The sequence below is a fragment of the Burkholderia sp. NLJ2 genome (assembly GCF_049487195.1).
Lineage (GTDB): Bacteria > Pseudomonadota > Gammaproteobacteria > Burkholderiales > Burkholderiaceae > Burkholderia > Burkholderia pyrrocinia.
Genome location: NZ_CP137808.1, coordinates 751,765 through 766,258 on the forward strand (window position 1 = coordinate 751,765; position 14,494 = coordinate 766,258).

A 14,494-nucleotide genomic window follows, 5' to 3' on the forward strand; every position below is an offset into this window, starting at 1 on the left:
CCTTATTGGGTCGAGCCCGGTTTCTTCGGCGACACGCCTTGCTGCGCGCGGTTGCGCAGTTGCGGCTTGCCGGCGCGCGGCGCATTGCCCTTCTCGGGTGCGGCGAGCTTCGCGGCGCGCGCGGTGTCGGTCGATTCGTCCGCGTCGGTGAACGACGCGGGGGCAGCGGCGCCTTCCGGCCTCCACACCTGGCCGATCGCGAGCGATTTCAGCTTCTTGCGGCCGCCGTACCAGAGGTTGACGATCCCGCGCGAGAAGAACACCGCGGAGAACATCGACGTCAGGATACCGAGGCAGTGCACGATCGCGAATGCGCGAACCGGGCCCGAGCCGAACGCGAGCAGCGCGAGGCCGGCGATCAGCGTCGTGACGTTCGAGTCGAGAATCGTCGCCCACGCATGCGCGTAGCCGGCCTGGATCGCGAGCTGCGGCGGCTGGCCCGCGCGCAGTTCTTCACGCACGCGCTCGTTGATCAGCACGTTCGAGTCGATCGCCATGCCGAGCGCGAGTGCGATTGCGGCGATACCGGGCAGCGTCAGCGTCGCCTGCATCAGCGACAGCACGGCGACGAGCAGCAGCAGGTTGACCGACAGGCCGATCACCGAGACCACGCCGAACAGCATGTAGTACGCGATCATGAACACGGCGATCGCGCAGAAGCCCCAGATCACCGAGTGGACGCCCATCTTGATGTTGTCGGCGCCGAGGCTCGGGCCGATCGTGCGTTCCTCGATGATGTCCATCGGCGCCGCGAGCGAACCGGCGCGCAGCAGCAGCGCGAGGTCGGCCGCGGCCTGCGGCGTCGGCTGGCCCGTGATCTGGAAGCGGTCGCCGAGTTCGGACTGGATCGTCGCGACCGTCAGCACTTCGCCCTTGCCCTTCTCGAACAGCACCATCGCCATCGGCTTGCCGATGTTGTCGCGCGACACCGTGCGCACCGCGCGGCCGCCGGCCGAGTCGAGGCGGATGTTGACCGACGGACGCTGGTGTTCGTCGAAGCCGGCCGATGCATCGATGATGCGGTCGCCGGTGAAGATCACGTCCTTCTTCAGCAGCACGGGCGCCTGGATGCCCTGCGTGAACAGCTCCTCGCCCGGCGGCACAGGGTCGTTCGGGTTCGGGTGCGTGTTGATCGGGTCGGCGAGGCGTGCCTCGAGCGTCGCGGTGCGGCCGATGATGTCTTTCGCCTTCGCGGTGTCCTGCACGCCCGGCAGTTCGACGACGATGCGGTCGCTGCCTTGCTGCTGCAGGATCGGTTCCGACACGCCGAGTTCGTTCACGCGGTTGTGGAGCGTCGTCAGGTTCTGCTTGAGCGCGGCGTCCTCGACGGACTTCTGCACGGCCGGCGTGAACGTGCCGACGACCTGCGTGCCGCCGCCACCGGGCTGGGTTACCCATTGCAGTTCGGTGACCGACTGTGCGAGCACCTTGCGCGCGTCTTCCGCGGTCTGCGCATCGCTGAAGTTGACGACCACGGACTGGTCGACGCGGCTCACGCCGCCGTCGCGGATGTTCTTGTCGCGCAGCAGCGAGCGCGCGTCGGATGCGTCGGAGTCGAGCTTCTTCGTGAGCGCGCCCGTCATGTCGACCTGGAGCAGGAAGTGGACACCGCCGCGCAGGTCGAGGCCGAGATACATCGGCAGCGCGTGCAGCGCAGTCAGCCAGCGCGGCGACGCGCTCTGCAAGTTCAGTGCGACGACGTATTGCGGATCGTTCGGGTCGGCGTTCAGCGACTTCTGCAGCAGGTCCTTGACGCGCAGCTGCGTATCGGTGTCCTTCAGGCGCACGCGGATGTTCGCGTTGGTCGCCGTGTTCTCGAAGGTGACGTCGTCCGGCGTGATCTGCGCGGATGCGAGCGCCGATTCGACCTGGGTCAGCGTGGTCGAGTCGAGCTTGACCGTGGCCTTGCCGCTCGACACCTGCACCGCCGGCGCTTCGCCGAAGAAGTTGGGCAATGTGTACAGAAGGCCGATGGCGAGCGCCACGACCATCACGACATATTTCCAGAGTGGATAACGATTCATGAGGGGGCCGAACGGGTGGTTGGCGTGAAAGCGTCGCGTCCGGCGCCGCGGCGGCCCGCTCTCTCAGGCGGGCACGGCGCGGGGAGCCGGACGCTCGGTGAAGGGCTTACAGCGACTTGATCGTGCCCTTCGGCAGAATGGTCGTAACCGCAGCCTTCTGCACCGTGATTTCGGTGCCTTCGGCGATCTCGACGCCGATGTAGCCTTCGGTGACCTTCGTCACCTTGCCGACGACGCCGCCGCTCGTGACGACTTCGTCGCCCTTGGCCATGGCCGCGAGCATGTTGCGGTGTTCCTTCTGACGCTTCATCTGCGGACGGATCATGATGAAGTAGAGCACGCCGAACATCAGGATGAGCGGCAGGAAGCTCATCAGGCTCGATTCGGCGCCACCGGCACCTTGAGCGAAGGCATTGGAAATGAACGGCACGTTGGTCTCTCCGTAGGGGAAGATCGAAAAATAAGCCGGTTATTCTACCACCGGCCCCATGCGCAAACGGCGCAGCAAATGCGCTTTCGGATCAAGCTGTTAAAGCGCGAACCAGCACCATTGCGACTTGTTTGGAAAGGTAATTGTAATATTTGGCGGTCGGGTCCGGCAGTTGGGGCGCGTTATTTAGTACACGTCCCATGTGACGAACCGCCGCGCGGCCGGCCGGCCCGTCAGTCGACGCCTCTTGCGCGATCCTCCGCGAAGCGCTGGCGGAACGCGTCGAACGTATGGGTCTCGATCGCGTCGCGGATCTCGCTCATCAGCTGCAGGTAGTAGTGCAGGTTGTGGATCGTGTTGAGCTGCGCGCCGAGGATTTCGCCGACGCGGTGCAGGTGATGCAGGTAGCCGCGCGAGAAGTTCTGGCACGTGTAGCACGTGCAGCTCGCATCGAGCGGCTTCAACGAGTTCTTGTGCGTCGCGTTGCGGATCTTCACGTCGCCGAAGCGCGTGAACAGCCAGCCGTTGCGCGCGTTGCGGGTCGGCATCACGCAGTCGAACATGTCGATGCCGCTGGCGACGCCCTCGACCAGATCCTCCGGCGTGCCGACACCCATCAGGTAGTGCGGCTTGTTGGCCGGCAGCTTCGGTCCCACGTGCCGCAGCACGCGCATCATGTCTTCCTTCGGCTCGCCGACCGACAGCCCGCCGATCGCGAGGCCGTGGAAGCCGAGTTCCGACAGGCCCGCAAGCGATTCGTCGCGCAGGTCCTCGAACATCCCGCCCTGGACGATCCCGAAGAGGGCATTCGGATTGCCGAGCCGGTCGAACTCGTCGAGCGAGCGCTTCGCCCAGCGCAGCGACATGCGCATCGAGTCGGCCGCTTCCTTGTGCGTCGTCGGTACGCCGTCGGTCGCGTACGGCGTGCATTCGTCGAACTGCATCACGACGTCGGAGTTCAGCACCTTCTGGATCTGCATCGACACTTCCGGCGACAGGAACAGCTTGTCGCCGTTGATCGGCGACGCGAACGTGACGCCGTCCTCGGTGATCTTGCGCAGGTCGCCGAGCGAGAACACCTGGAAGCCGCCCGAGTCGGTCAGGATCGGCTTGTTCCAGCCCATGAAGCCGTGCAGGCCGCCGTGCGCGTCGATCGTGTCGAGGCCCGGGCGCAGCCACAGGTGGAACGTGTTGCCGAGGATGATCTGGGCCTTGATCTCGTGCAGCTCGCGCGGCTGGATCGCCTTCACGGTGCCGTACGTGCCGACCGGCATGAAGATCGGCGTTTCGACCACGCCGTGGTTGAGCTTCACGCGGCCGCGGCGCGCGTGGCCGTCGGTCGTCAGCAGTTCGAATTCGAGCCCGTTTGCCGGGCGTGCGTGCGTGTGCTCGTGCGTATCGTGGGATGAACCTTCGGTCATCGTGGATGGCTCCTGGCCACCGGAAAACAGTCCGGCGCAAGTTGAAAAATGCCGCCGGATTGCCGGCGACGGTAAAAAAACGGATGCGCGCCATCGTAGCGCGCGGTGCGGGCGAGCGGTGGCCTGCCGTCGACGGGCGTCGCGGCGGCCGTGCGCGGTGTCGCGTGTCGACGCGCTTACGCGCCCGCCGCCTCCGGCGTGTCGCGCCGCGTGAGCAGCATCGCGTCGCCGTAGCTGAAGAAGCGGTAGCGTTCGTCGATCGCGTGCCGGTACGCGGCGCGGATCGTCTCGACACCCGCGAACGCCGACACCAGCATCAGCAGCGTCGACTTCGGCAGGTGGAAGTTCGTGACGAGCCGGTCGACCACGCGAAAACGATAGCCGGGCGTGATGAAGATGTCGGTCTCGGCCTGCGTCGCCGCGAGCGGGCGGCCCGCTTCGTCGGCCGCGCGCGCGGCGGCTTCGAGCGCGCGCATCGACGTCGTGCCGACCGCGATCACGTTGCCGCCGCGCGCGCGGGTCGCGGCAATTTTGTCGACGAGCGACTGCGGCAGGTCGTACCACTCGCTGTGCATCTTGTGCTCGGCGATGTTGTCGACGCGCACCGGCTGGAACGTGCCGGCGCCGACGTGCAGCGTCAGCGTCGCGCGTTCGACGCCCATCGCGTCGAGTTTATCGAGCAGCGGCTGGTCGAAGTGCAGCCCGGCCGTCGGCGCGGCGACCGCGCCCGGATTGTTCGCGTAGACGGTCTGGTAGCGCGTCTCGTCGGTCGCGTCGGGATCGTGCTCGATATACGGCGGCAGCGGCAGGCGGCCGTACTGCTCGATCAGCACGAGGCACGGCTCGGGGAAGTGCAGCGTGAAGAACGGCTCGACGCGCTCGCCGACGGTCACGTCGAACGCATCGGCGAGCCGCAGCGTCGTGCCGGCGCCCGGCGACTTGCTCGCGCGGATCTGCGCGAGCGCCGTGTGCGTGCCCGTCACGCGCTCGATCAGCACCTCGATCTTGCCGCCGCTGGCCTTCTGGCCGAAGAAACGCGCCTTCAGCACCTTGGTATCGTTGAAGACGAGCAGGTCGCCGGGCGCGATGCACGACGGCAGCTCGGCGAAACGGCGGTCGACGAGGCGCGCGGGCTCGACGGCGCGGTCGACCTCGAGCAGGCGGCTCGCGGTGCGGTCGGGCAGCGCGGTTTGCGCAATCAGCTCGGGCGGCAGATTGAAATCGAAATCGGAAAGCGTGAACATGCGGGCTGGTTCGAAGCGGCCGGCGGGCGTCGCCGGCAGGGCGGAAACGCGTAAATGGGGCGCGCGAGCCGCTATCATGACGGGATGCGCGGCCTGGCCGGCGTCGTTCGTTCGGACGACGTGAAAGCCGCTATTGTACTTGCCTTGCGAAGCACCCAGACGATCCGATGCCTGTGTCACCACGCCGTTCCACCGCCACCGTTGCCGATTCCGCCGATCCGTTCGATACGGAGGATGTTGCATTGCCCGCGCATGGCGCAGGGGAGCGCGGTGCAGCGGAGCATGCCGAGCCGCAGCGCGCCGCGCCGCGCCGGGCCGGCCCGAAGCGCGGCGCCGACGGGCGGCTCGCGCAGCCGGCCGCCGCCGCGCCCGATGCCGAAGGCGGCGCCGCGAGCGACGAAGCGGGCGCAAGCGGCCCGAAGCGCAAGAAGAAGGCGGTCGCCGACAAACCCGTGAAGACCGTCGACAAGCTCGCGAAGCTCGGCCTCACGCGCTCGATCGATCTCGTGCTGCATCTGCCGATGCGCTATGAGGACGAAACCACGCTCACGCCGATCGGCGAGCTGCTGCCGGGCGGCATCGCGCAGGCCGAAGGCGTCGTGTTCGACAACGAGGTCGCGTACCGGCCGCGCCGCCAGCTCGTCGTGAAGATCCAGGACGACGACGGCGAGCACCTCGTGCTGCGCTTCCTGAATTTCTACGGCTCGCAGGTCAAGCAGATGGCCGTCGGCCAGCGGCTGCGCGTGCGCGGCGACGTGCGCGGCGGCTTCTTCGGGATGGAGATGGTGCATCCGGCGGTGCGCGTCGTCGAAGCGGATGCGCCGCTGCCGCAGGTGCTCACGCCCGTTTATCCGAGCACGGCCGGCGTGTCGCAGGCGTATCTGCGCAAGGCGATCGAGAACGCGGTCGAGCGTACGCCGCTGCCCGAGCTGCTGCCGCCCGAGATCGATCGCGCGTACCTGAAGCCGCTCGGCGTGCCGTCGCTCGAGCAGGCCGTGCGCATCCTGCACCACCCGCGCGTCGATTCCGACGAAGCCGCGCTGATGGACGGCTCGCATCCGGCGTGGACGCGCATCAAGTTCGAGGAGCTGCTCGCGCAGCAACTGTCGCTCAAGCGCGCGCACGAGGAGCGCCGCACGCGCGCGGCGCCCGCGATGCCGCGCCGCACCGCGAGCGATGCCGACGCGCTGACGACGCGCCTCTACGCGGCGCTGCCGTTCACGCTGACCGGCGCGCAGTCGCGCGTCGTCGACGAGATCGCGCACGACCTCACGCTCGCGCACCCGATGCAGCGCCTGCTGCAGGGCGACGTCGGCAGCGGCAAGACAGTCGTCGCGGCGCTGGCCGCCACGCAGGCGATCGACGCCGGCTACCAGGCCGCGCTGATGGCACCCACCGAAATCCTCGCGGAACAGCACGCGCGCAAGCTGCGCGCATGGCTCGAGCCGCTCGGCGTCACGGTGGCGTGGCTGGCGGGCAGCCTGAAGGCGAAGGAGAAGCGCGCGGCGATCGAGGCGGCCGCGCTCGGCACCGCGCAGCTCGTGATCGGCACGCACGCGATCATCCAGGACACGGTCGAATTCGCGCGGCTCGGCCTCGTGATCGTCGACGAGCAGCACCGCTTCGGCGTCGAGCAGCGTCTCGCGCTGCGCGCGAAGGCCGCGAACGCGGCCAACGGCGCGCGCGATTTCCAGCCGCACCAGCTGATGATGTCGGCCACGCCGATTCCGCGCACGCTCGCGATGACGTACTACGCGGATCTCGAGGTGTCGACGATCGACGAGCTGCCGCCGGGCCGCACGCCCGTGCTGACGCGCCTCGTCGGCGATGCGCGGCGCGAGGAGGTGATCGCCCGCGTGCGGGAGGCCGCGCTGACCGGGCGCCAGGTGTACTGGGTGTGCCCGCTGATCGAGGAGAGCGAGACGCTGCAGCTGCAGACAGCCGTCGAGACCTACGAGACGCTGGTCGCGGCGCTCCCCGAGCTGACGGTCGGGCTCGTGCATGGCCGGCTGTCGACGGCCGACAAGGCGGCCGTGATGGAAGCGTTCACGCGCAACGACGTGCAGCTGCTCGTCGCGACGACCGTGATCGAAGTCGGCGTCGACGTGCCGAACGCGTCGCTGATGGTGATCGAGCACGCGGAGCGTTTCGGCCTCGCGCAGCTGCACCAGTTGCGCGGCCGCGTCGGGCGCGGCACCGCGGCGTCGGTATGCGTGCTGCTGTACACGGGGCCGCTGTCGATTACCGGTCGCGAGCGGCTGAAGACGATGCGCGAGACGACCGACGGCTTCGAGATCGCGCGGCGCGACCTCGAAATCCGCGGCCCCGGCGAATTCCTCGGCGCGCGCCAGTCGGGCGCGGCGATGCTGCGCTTTGCGAACCTCGAGACGGACGGCTGGCTGATCGACCCGGCGCGCGAGGCCGCGACGCGGCTGATCGCCGCGTACCCCGACGTCGTCACGCAGCATCTCGCGCGCTGGCTCGGCGCGCGCGAGCAGTACCTGAAGGCCTGATCCACCGGTTTGGCGCCGGATCCCGAAGCGCCAAAACCGTCAATCGATGCATCGCGATGCAGAGAAACTTGGCGAACCGGTGCCAGAGGGTGTATAAATTAAACCTATCGCTTGTATATCCCTGATTGACCCACAATGACGCTGACTGAATTGAAATACATCGTCGCGGTCGCGCGCGAGCGGCATTTCGGCCGCGCGGCCGAAGCATGCTTCGTGAGCCAGCCGACGCTGTCGGTGGCGATCAAGAAGCTCGAAGACGAGCTCAACGTGCAGATTTTCGAGCGCGGCGCGAGCGAAGTGAGCGTCACGCCGATCGGCGACCAGATCGTCACGCAGGCGCAGCGCGTGCTCGAGCAGACCTTCGCGATCAAGGAGATCGCGAAGCAGGGCAAGGACCCGCTCGTCGGCCCGTTCCGCCTCGGCGTGATCTACACGATCGGGCCGTACCTGCTGCCGACGCTCGTCAAGCAGATGATCCAGCGTGTCCCGCAGATGCCGCTGATGCTGCAGGAGAACTACACGCTGAAGCTGCTCGAACTGCTGAAGCAGGGCGAGATCGACGCCGCGATCATGGCGCTTCCGTTCCCGGAAACCGGCCTGATGGTGCGCCCGCTGTACGACGAGCCGTTCGTCGTCGCGCTGCCGGCCGGCCATCCGTGGGAGAAGCGCCATGAGATCGACGCCGAGGACCTGAAGCAGGAAACCATGCTGCTGCTCGGCAACGGCCACTGTTTCCGCGATCACGTACTCGGCGTGTGCCCGGAACTGATGCGCTTCTCGCAGACGGCCGACGGCATCCAGAAGACCTTCGAGGGCTCGTCGCTCGAGACGATCCGCCACATGGTCGCGAGCGGCGTCGGCATCACCGTGCTGCCCCGGATGTCGGTCGCCGAGGTCGGCCCGCGCGCGAACGGCCCCGATGCCGAGTTGCTGTCGTACGTGCCGTTCAACGAACCGGTGCCCGATCGCCGCGTGGTGCTCGTGTGGCGCAAGAGCTTTACGCGGATGCCCGCGATCGACGCGATCAGCGACGCGATTGCCGCATGTGTGCTACCGGGTGTCGCGAAGCTCGACATGCCGGCAACGATGAACTGAGCGGACTGCGGCATGCCCATGTGGCGGCACGATGAACGGGGCCTTGCGACCCCGTTTATTTTTGTCTATCTAATAGATAAAATTAATTAATTTCAATTAATTAATAGATGTGACTAGAATCCTCTACGTGGATCGGCGTCGTGTCGACGTTCGATTTGCACGTGGAATGCAAGCGTCAAAGGAGGGTGTCATGATGCGATCGGTATTGCAGCACGCGCAGCGGAACATCCCGTCGCGCGACGAGGTCGTACATCGCGCCCGGGTGGCGATTTGCAGCCTGCGTCCGATTGCGTTCGCGTACCTGGCGGACCGTGTGTATGGTGGATGAACGTCGCCGCATGCCGGTCCCGTGCGCCCCCGCTTTACCCGCCGTCAAGCCATGAGGAAGCATCGCATGTCCGAAAGCTTCAACACCACGCGCCTCACCGGCGCGACGCCTGCCGGCAGCCGGTTTCCCGAGCGCCCCGCCTGCGGCGCCACGCTGCGGGAATGCGCACCGAAGGCCCCGCACGACATCCCGTAGTACGACAGGAGGACCTACCTGTTCCGTTTCTTATCCCCGCAATGACACTCCACGGACCGTCCGGCACGCTGCCGGAGCGAGCAGGTGGAGGCATACGAGCAAGCCAAGGAGAAAACGCATGTCGAACGAAACGAAGTGCCCGTTCAACCACGCCACCGGCGCAGGCGCGACGAACAAGGACTGGTGGCCGAATCAACTGAACCTGAACGTCCTGCACCGGCACTCGGCGCTGTCCGATCCGATGGACAAGGATTTCGACTACGCCGAGGCATTCAAGAAACTGGACCTCGCAGCAGTGAAGCAGGACCTGCACGCGCTGATGACGACGTCGCAGGACTGGTGGCCGGCCGACTTCGGCCACTACGGCGGCCTGTTCATCCGCATGGCCTGGCACAGCGCCGGCACGTACCGCACGGCCGACGGCCGCGGCGGCGCGGGCGGCGGGCAGCAGCGCTTCGCGCCGCTCAACAGCTGGCCGGACAACGTGAGCCTCGACAAGGCGCGCCGGCTGCTGTGGCCGATCAAGCAGAAGTACGGCCGCAACATCTCGTGGGCCGACCTGCTGATCCTGACCGGCAACGTCGCGCTCGAATCGATGGGCTTCAAGACCTTCGGTTTCGGCGGCGGTCGCGTCGATACGTGGGAACCGGACGACGTCTACTGGGGCTCGGAAAAGATCTGGCTGGAACTGAGCGGCGGCCCGAACAGCCGCTACTCGGGCAAGCGCGACCTCGAAAGCCCGCTCGCCGCGGTGCAGATGGGCCTCATCTACGTGAACCCGGAAGGCCCGGACGGCAACCCCGACCCGGTCGCGGCCGCGGTTGACATCCGCGAGACGTTCGCGCGGATGGCGATGAACGACGAAGAGACGGTCGCGCTGATCGCCGGCGGCCACACGTTCGGCAAGACGCACGGCGCCGGTCCGGCATCGAACGTCGGCGCCGAGCCGGAAGCCGCGGGCCTCGAGCAGCAGGGTCTCGGCTGGAAGAGCACGTTCGGCACCGGCAAGGGCGCGGACGCGATCACGAGCGGCCTGGAAGTCACGTGGTCGTCGACGCCCACGCAGTGGAGCAACGACTTCCTCAAGCACCTGTTCAGCTATGAGTGGGAGCTCACGAAGAGCCCGGCCGGCGCGCACCAGTGGGTCGCGAAGGATGCCGGCGACGTGATTCCGGATGCGTACGACGCGTCGAAGAAGCACCGCCCGACGATGCTGACGACCGACCTGTCGCTGCGTTTCGATCCGGCATACGAAAAGATCGCGCGCCGCTTCTACGAGAACCCGGCCGAGTTGGCCGACGCGTTCGCGCGCGCATGGTTCAAGCTCACGCACCGCGACATGGGCCCGCGCGCCCGCTATCTCGGCCCGGACGTGCCGGCGGAGCAGCTGCTGTGGCAGGACCCGATTCCGGCTGTCGACCACAAGCTGATCGACGATGCCGACGTCGCGGCGCTGAAGGCGAAGGTGCTCGCATCGGGCCTGTCGGTGTCGCAGCTCGTGTCGACCGCTTGGGCGTCGGCTGCGACGTTCCGCGGTTCGGACAAGCGCGGCGGCGCGAACGGTGCGCGCATCCGCCTCGCGCCGCAGAAGGACTGGGAAGTGAACCAGCCGGCTGAACTCGCGAAGGTGCTCGCGACGCTCGAAGGCGTGCAGAAGGCGTTCAACGACGCGCAGACGGGCGGCAAGAAGGTGTCGCTCGCCGACCTGATCGTGCTGGCCGGTGCGGCCGGCGTCGAGCAGGCCGCGAAGAATGCGGGCGTGGCGGTGACGGTGCCGTTCGCACCGGGCCGCGCGGATGCGTCGCCGGAGCAGACCGACATCGATGCGATGGCTGTGCTCGAGCCGCTGGCGGACGGTTTCCGCAACTTCCTGAAGAGCGCGTACAAGACGCCGGCCGAGGCGCTGCTGGTCGACAAGGCGCAACTGCTGACGCTGAGCGCACCCGAGATGACGGTGCTTGTCGGTGGCCTGCGCGTGCTTGGCACGAACGTCGGCGATGCGAAGCACGGCGTATTCACCGACCGTCCGGAAGCGCTGACGAACGACTTCTTCGTGAACCTGCTCGACATGGGCACGGAATGGAAGCCGGTGTCGGCCGCGAACGACGTGTTCGAAGGGCGCGATCGCGCGACGGGCAAGGTCAAGTGGACGGGCACGCGCGTCGACCTGATCTTCGGCTCGCACGCGCAACTGCGCGCGCTGGCCGAGGTGTACGGCAGCGCGGATGCGAAGGAGAAGTTCGCACGCGACTTCGTCGCGGCCTGGAACAAGGTGATGAACCTCGACCGCTTCGACCTCGCATGAACCTGGCCGCATCCTGATGCGGTAGTGCGGTAACGCAGCAACTTGAAACGGCCGGTCGAACGACCGGCCGTTTCTTCTGGAACCGATGTCTCGTCGAAGGAGTGACGACCATGACGCAAATGATGCTGGACATGCGCGCCGCATTCGCGGTGCCGGTGACACGGGCGCCGGCCGCGATCGTGCGGCGCTTCGTCGGCTTTGCGATCGCCGGCGGCGGCGCGGCCGTGCTGGTCGCGCAGGCGCTGCGCGCGCTCGCGCCGGTTGCGGGCAACTGAGCGCGCCTGGCTTCGCGCGCCACGCGCCACGGGCGAACTGCCAACTGATGCCGCATCAACGCGGCATGCGGATGGCCCGACACATCTTCGCCGGGGCAAGCTTTTGAATGACGAGTCCCGAAGACGACCGGGAAGGGCAGCGCCGCGCTGATCGACCTCGGCATCAGCGACAAGGACCGCCGGAAAATCGCGGATGGCCTGCCGCGCCTGCTGGCCGATAGGTTCTTGCTGTACCTGAAGACCCTTGCGGTACCCATGATTGCGCTACCGATGAGCGCTGCAAAACAACGTTCCGGCCGTAAGTTTGCGGTGCCGGAGGGCCATTTCCGACGATCCGGGCACAAGACGGCACCGTTTCCCGCTCGTATTCCTCCGCAATCAAACCGGCTCTGTCGTCGATGCCATACCCGCGTGATTCGGGGAACGGAATTGCGTCATCCGGCTGCTCGTCGGTACGAGCGTCGTGTCTCGGCGGCTTCGCACGCCGTTGACCGGAGCCGGCATGGTCTACATTGAGCGGCCTGCCAATTTGTGCGAATCTGTATCGCAGACTTCGGCGTTCATCCTTCTCTGCCGGCCCGGTACGGGAGACAACCATGGCCCTCGATCGAAGCGCGCGTCCGGAACGGACCGCGTTCGTCTTTGCAGGCGGGGGCAGCCTCGGTGCGATCGAGGTGGGCATGCTGCGCGAACTGCTCAATCACGGTGAACGGCCCGACTTCGTGGTCGGCGCGTCCGCCGGCGCGATCAACGCCGCGTATTTCGCCGGGCAGCCCGACGGCGACGGCGTCGCGAAGCTCGAAGCGCTATGGTGCAGCATCCGCCGGCGCGACATCATGCCGTTTTCGATGCTCGGCCTGTTAAGGACGGTTCTGCAGAACCGCGCACACCTCGTCGAGGCGACCGCGCTGCGAATGCTGCTGGAAAGGCATCTGCGGTATCGGTACGTGGAGCAGGCGTCGCTGCCGCTGCACGTCGTCGCGACCGACATGCTCAGCGGCAACGAAATCGTGCTTTCGTCGGGCCTCGTCGTCGACGCCGTGCTCGCCAGTGCGGCGATCCCGGGCGTGTTCCCGCCGGTGCGGATCGACGATCGGCTGATGGTCGATGGCGGCGTCGCGAACAATACGCCGATCTCGATTGCCGTCGCGCGGGGCGCGACGCGCATCGTCGTGCTGCCGGCCGGCTTCGCGTGCGCGCTGCGCAAGCCGCCGGGAAGCGCCATCGCGCAGGCGATGCATGCGCTGACGCTCGTGATCGCGCGCCAGCTCGTGCGCGACCTGGAGTTCTACCAAAGTCGCACCACGATTTGCGTGGTGCCGCCGCTCTGTCCGCTCGACGTCTCGCCGTACGACTACACCCGGTGCAAGGACTTGATCGACCTCGCGGCCGAACGGACCCGCGCGTGGCTCGGCGATGGCGGCCTCGAACAGACATTCATTCCGGGGGCGTTGCACGAGCACACGCACTCGGCGGAGCGGCCGACCTGCGATGCCGGTGCGTAGAGGCCGCCTAACGCGGGCACGGGCCCTGGCCGATCCGCCCGTATCGGGCCAAACCGCGGCCGGTGTGCCGAACGGCTCGATCCGCGTTCGCTTCGAATCTGTCCCTTGATATGCGTGCATCGCGGTGCGGTCGTGTGCAGCGGGCCCCGGCGCCCCGTGCGCGTCCGGCGGCTGCCAGCCGCGGGCCGCACCGACATGACGCGAAGCGCCGCTCGGCTCTAAAATGCCGGGGTTATCTTCCCGGTGCTTCGCCATGCTTGCCCGCTTTCCCCTGTATCTGCGGCTCGTCCGGATGGACAAGCCGATCGGCAGCCTGCTGCTGCTCTGGCCGACGCTCAATGCGCTGTGGATCGCGTCGGACGGCCATCCGCGCTGGCCGCTGCTCGTGATCTTCACGCTCGGCACGCTGCTGATGCGCTCGGCCGGCTGCGCGATGAACGACTACGCAGACCGCGATTTCGACCGCCACGTGAAGCGCACGGCCGACCGGCCGCTGACGTCCGGCAAGATCCATGCATGGGAAGCCGTCGCGATCGCGGTCGGGCTGTCGTTCATCGCGTTCCTGCTGATCCTGCCGCTGAACACGTTGACGAAGGAGCTGTCCGTCGTCGCGCTGTTCGTCGCGGGCTCGTACCCGTTCATGAAGCGCTTCTTCGCGATTCCGCAGGCGTATCTCGGCATCGCGTTCGGCTTCGGCATTCCGATGGCGTTCGCGGCCGTGCAGGACACGGTGCCGACGATCGCGTGGGTGATGCTGGTCGCGAACATTTTCTGGTCGGTCGCGTACGACACCGAATACGCGATGGTCGATCGCGACGACGACATCAAGATCGGCATCCGCACGTCCGCGCTGACGTTCGGCCGCTTCGACGTCGCGGCGGTGATGGCGTGTTATGCGGCGACGCTCGGCATCTACGTGTGGATCGGCGTGACGCTCGGCTTCGGCCTCGCGTACTGGGCCGGCTGGGCGGCGGCGGTCGGCTGCGCGCTGTATCACTACACGCTGATCAAGGACCGCGAGCGGATGCCGTGCTTCGCGGCATTCCGGCACAACAACTGGCTCGGCGGCGTGCTGTTCGCGGGGATCGCCGTGCATTACCTGCTGACCGGCAACTGAACGACGCCGCGCGCCGGCGCGCATTGCCAATAAAAAAGCGGC

General features: G+C 67.1%; 11 protein-coding genes and 1 pseudogene. 8 read left to right on the plus strand and 4 right to left on the minus strand.

From position 1 onward, the window contains the following. Positions 1-2: 2 nt before the first annotated feature. The 4 genes from secD to queA form a co-directional block, all read right to left on the minus strand. Positions 3-2,024 carry a protein translocase subunit SecD gene (secD, locus tag R9B84_RS03475; RefSeq protein WP_047899843.1) on the minus strand — a complete coding sequence of 674 codons (2,022 nt, stop codon included), beginning with the start codon at positions 2,022-2,024 and terminating at the stop codon, positions 3-5. Between the two features lie 106 nt (positions 2,025-2,130). Then, a complete protein-coding gene (gene yajC / locus R9B84_RS03480) occupies positions 2,131-2,454 on the minus strand; it encodes a preprotein translocase subunit YajC (protein WP_423759210.1) in 324 nt (107 codons plus the stop codon). Between the two features lie 233 nt (positions 2,455-2,687). Further along, positions 2,688-3,875, minus strand: a complete 1,188-nt coding sequence (gene tgt, locus R9B84_RS03485) for a tRNA guanosine(34) transglycosylase Tgt (protein ID WP_423759211.1) — start codon at positions 3,873-3,875, stop codon at positions 2,688-2,690. A gap of 176 nt (positions 3,876-4,051) precedes the next feature. Next, positions 4,052-5,119: a tRNA preQ1(34) S-adenosylmethionine ribosyltransferase-isomerase QueA gene (queA, locus tag R9B84_RS03490; RefSeq protein WP_423759212.1), complete on the minus strand. Its 1,068-nt coding sequence runs from the start codon at positions 5,117-5,119 to the stop codon at positions 4,052-4,054. 167 nt (positions 5,120-5,286) lie between these two features. On the opposite strand from queA, the gene recG reads away from it, so the two are divergent. From recG to ubiA, 8 genes and pseudogenes are all read left to right on the plus strand, one after another. Further along, positions 5,287-7,632, plus strand: a complete 2,346-nt coding sequence (recG, locus tag R9B84_RS03495; RefSeq protein ID WP_423759213.1) for an ATP-dependent DNA helicase RecG — start codon at positions 5,287-5,289, stop codon at positions 7,630-7,632. Between the two features lie 135 nt (positions 7,633-7,767). Continuing rightward, on the plus strand, positions 7,768-8,727 hold the full coding sequence (locus tag R9B84_RS03500) for a hydrogen peroxide-inducible genes activator (RefSeq protein ID WP_423759214.1): 960 nt from the start codon (positions 7,768-7,770) through the stop codon (positions 8,725-8,727). 394 nt (positions 8,728-9,121) lie between these two features. Beyond that, complete coding sequence (locus tag R9B84_RS03505) at positions 9,122-9,250, plus strand: hypothetical protein (protein ID WP_423759215.1); 129 nt, start codon at positions 9,122-9,124, stop codon at positions 9,248-9,250. 118 nt (positions 9,251-9,368) lie between these two features. Next, positions 9,369-11,555: a catalase/peroxidase HPI gene (katG, locus tag R9B84_RS03510; RefSeq protein WP_423759216.1), complete on the plus strand. Its 2,187-nt coding sequence runs from the start codon at positions 9,369-9,371 to the stop codon at positions 11,553-11,555. A 110-nt stretch (positions 11,556-11,665) separates the two neighbouring features. Then, positions 11,666-11,830: a hypothetical protein gene (locus tag R9B84_RS03515; RefSeq protein ID WP_423759217.1), complete on the plus strand. Its 165-nt coding sequence runs from the start codon at positions 11,666-11,668 to the stop codon at positions 11,828-11,830. Positions 11,831-11,884: 54 nt separating this feature from the next. Continuing rightward, positions 11,885-12,073 (plus strand): annotated as a pseudogene (locus R9B84_RS03520) (DNA starvation/stationary phase protection protein); the annotation flags it as partial. A gap of 353 nt (positions 12,074-12,426) precedes the next feature. Beyond that, positions 12,427-13,335: a patatin-like phospholipase family protein gene (locus tag R9B84_RS03525; protein WP_423759218.1), complete on the plus strand. Its 909-nt coding sequence runs from the start codon at positions 12,427-12,429 to the stop codon at positions 13,333-13,335. A 253-nt stretch (positions 13,336-13,588) separates the two neighbouring features. Then, complete coding sequence (gene ubiA / locus R9B84_RS03530) at positions 13,589-14,452, plus strand: 4-hydroxybenzoate octaprenyltransferase (protein WP_423759219.1); 864 nt, start codon at positions 13,589-13,591, stop codon at positions 14,450-14,452. Positions 14,453-14,494 lie beyond the last annotated feature (42 nt).

Coding starts and splice junctions, on each gene's coding strand:
- secD (WP_047899843.1), bottom strand. CDS start 2,024: ATGAATCGTTATCCACTCTGGAAATATGTCGTGATGGTCGTGGCGCTC.
- tgt (WP_423759211.1), bottom strand. CDS start 3,875: ATGACCGAAGGTTCATCCCACGATACGCACGAGCACACGCACGCACGC.
- queA (WP_423759212.1), bottom strand. CDS start 5,119: ATGTTCACGCTTTCCGATTTCGATTTCAATCTGCCGCCCGAGCTGATT.
- recG (WP_423759213.1), top strand. CDS start 5,287: ATGCCTGTGTCACCACGCCGTTCCACCGCCACCGTTGCCGATTCCGCC.
- R9B84_RS03500 (WP_423759214.1), top strand. CDS start 7,768: ATGACGCTGACTGAATTGAAATACATCGTCGCGGTCGCGCGCGAGCGG.
- R9B84_RS03505 (WP_423759215.1), top strand. CDS start 9,122: ATGTCCGAAAGCTTCAACACCACGCGCCTCACCGGCGCGACGCCTGCC.
- katG (WP_423759216.1), top strand. CDS start 9,369: ATGTCGAACGAAACGAAGTGCCCGTTCAACCACGCCACCGGCGCAGGC.
- R9B84_RS03515 (WP_423759217.1), top strand. CDS start 11,666: ATGACGCAAATGATGCTGGACATGCGCGCCGCATTCGCGGTGCCGGTG.
- R9B84_RS03525 (WP_423759218.1), top strand. CDS start 12,427: ATGGCCCTCGATCGAAGCGCGCGTCCGGAACGGACCGCGTTCGTCTTT.
- ubiA (WP_423759219.1), top strand. CDS start 13,589: ATGCTTGCCCGCTTTCCCCTGTATCTGCGGCTCGTCCGGATGGACAAG.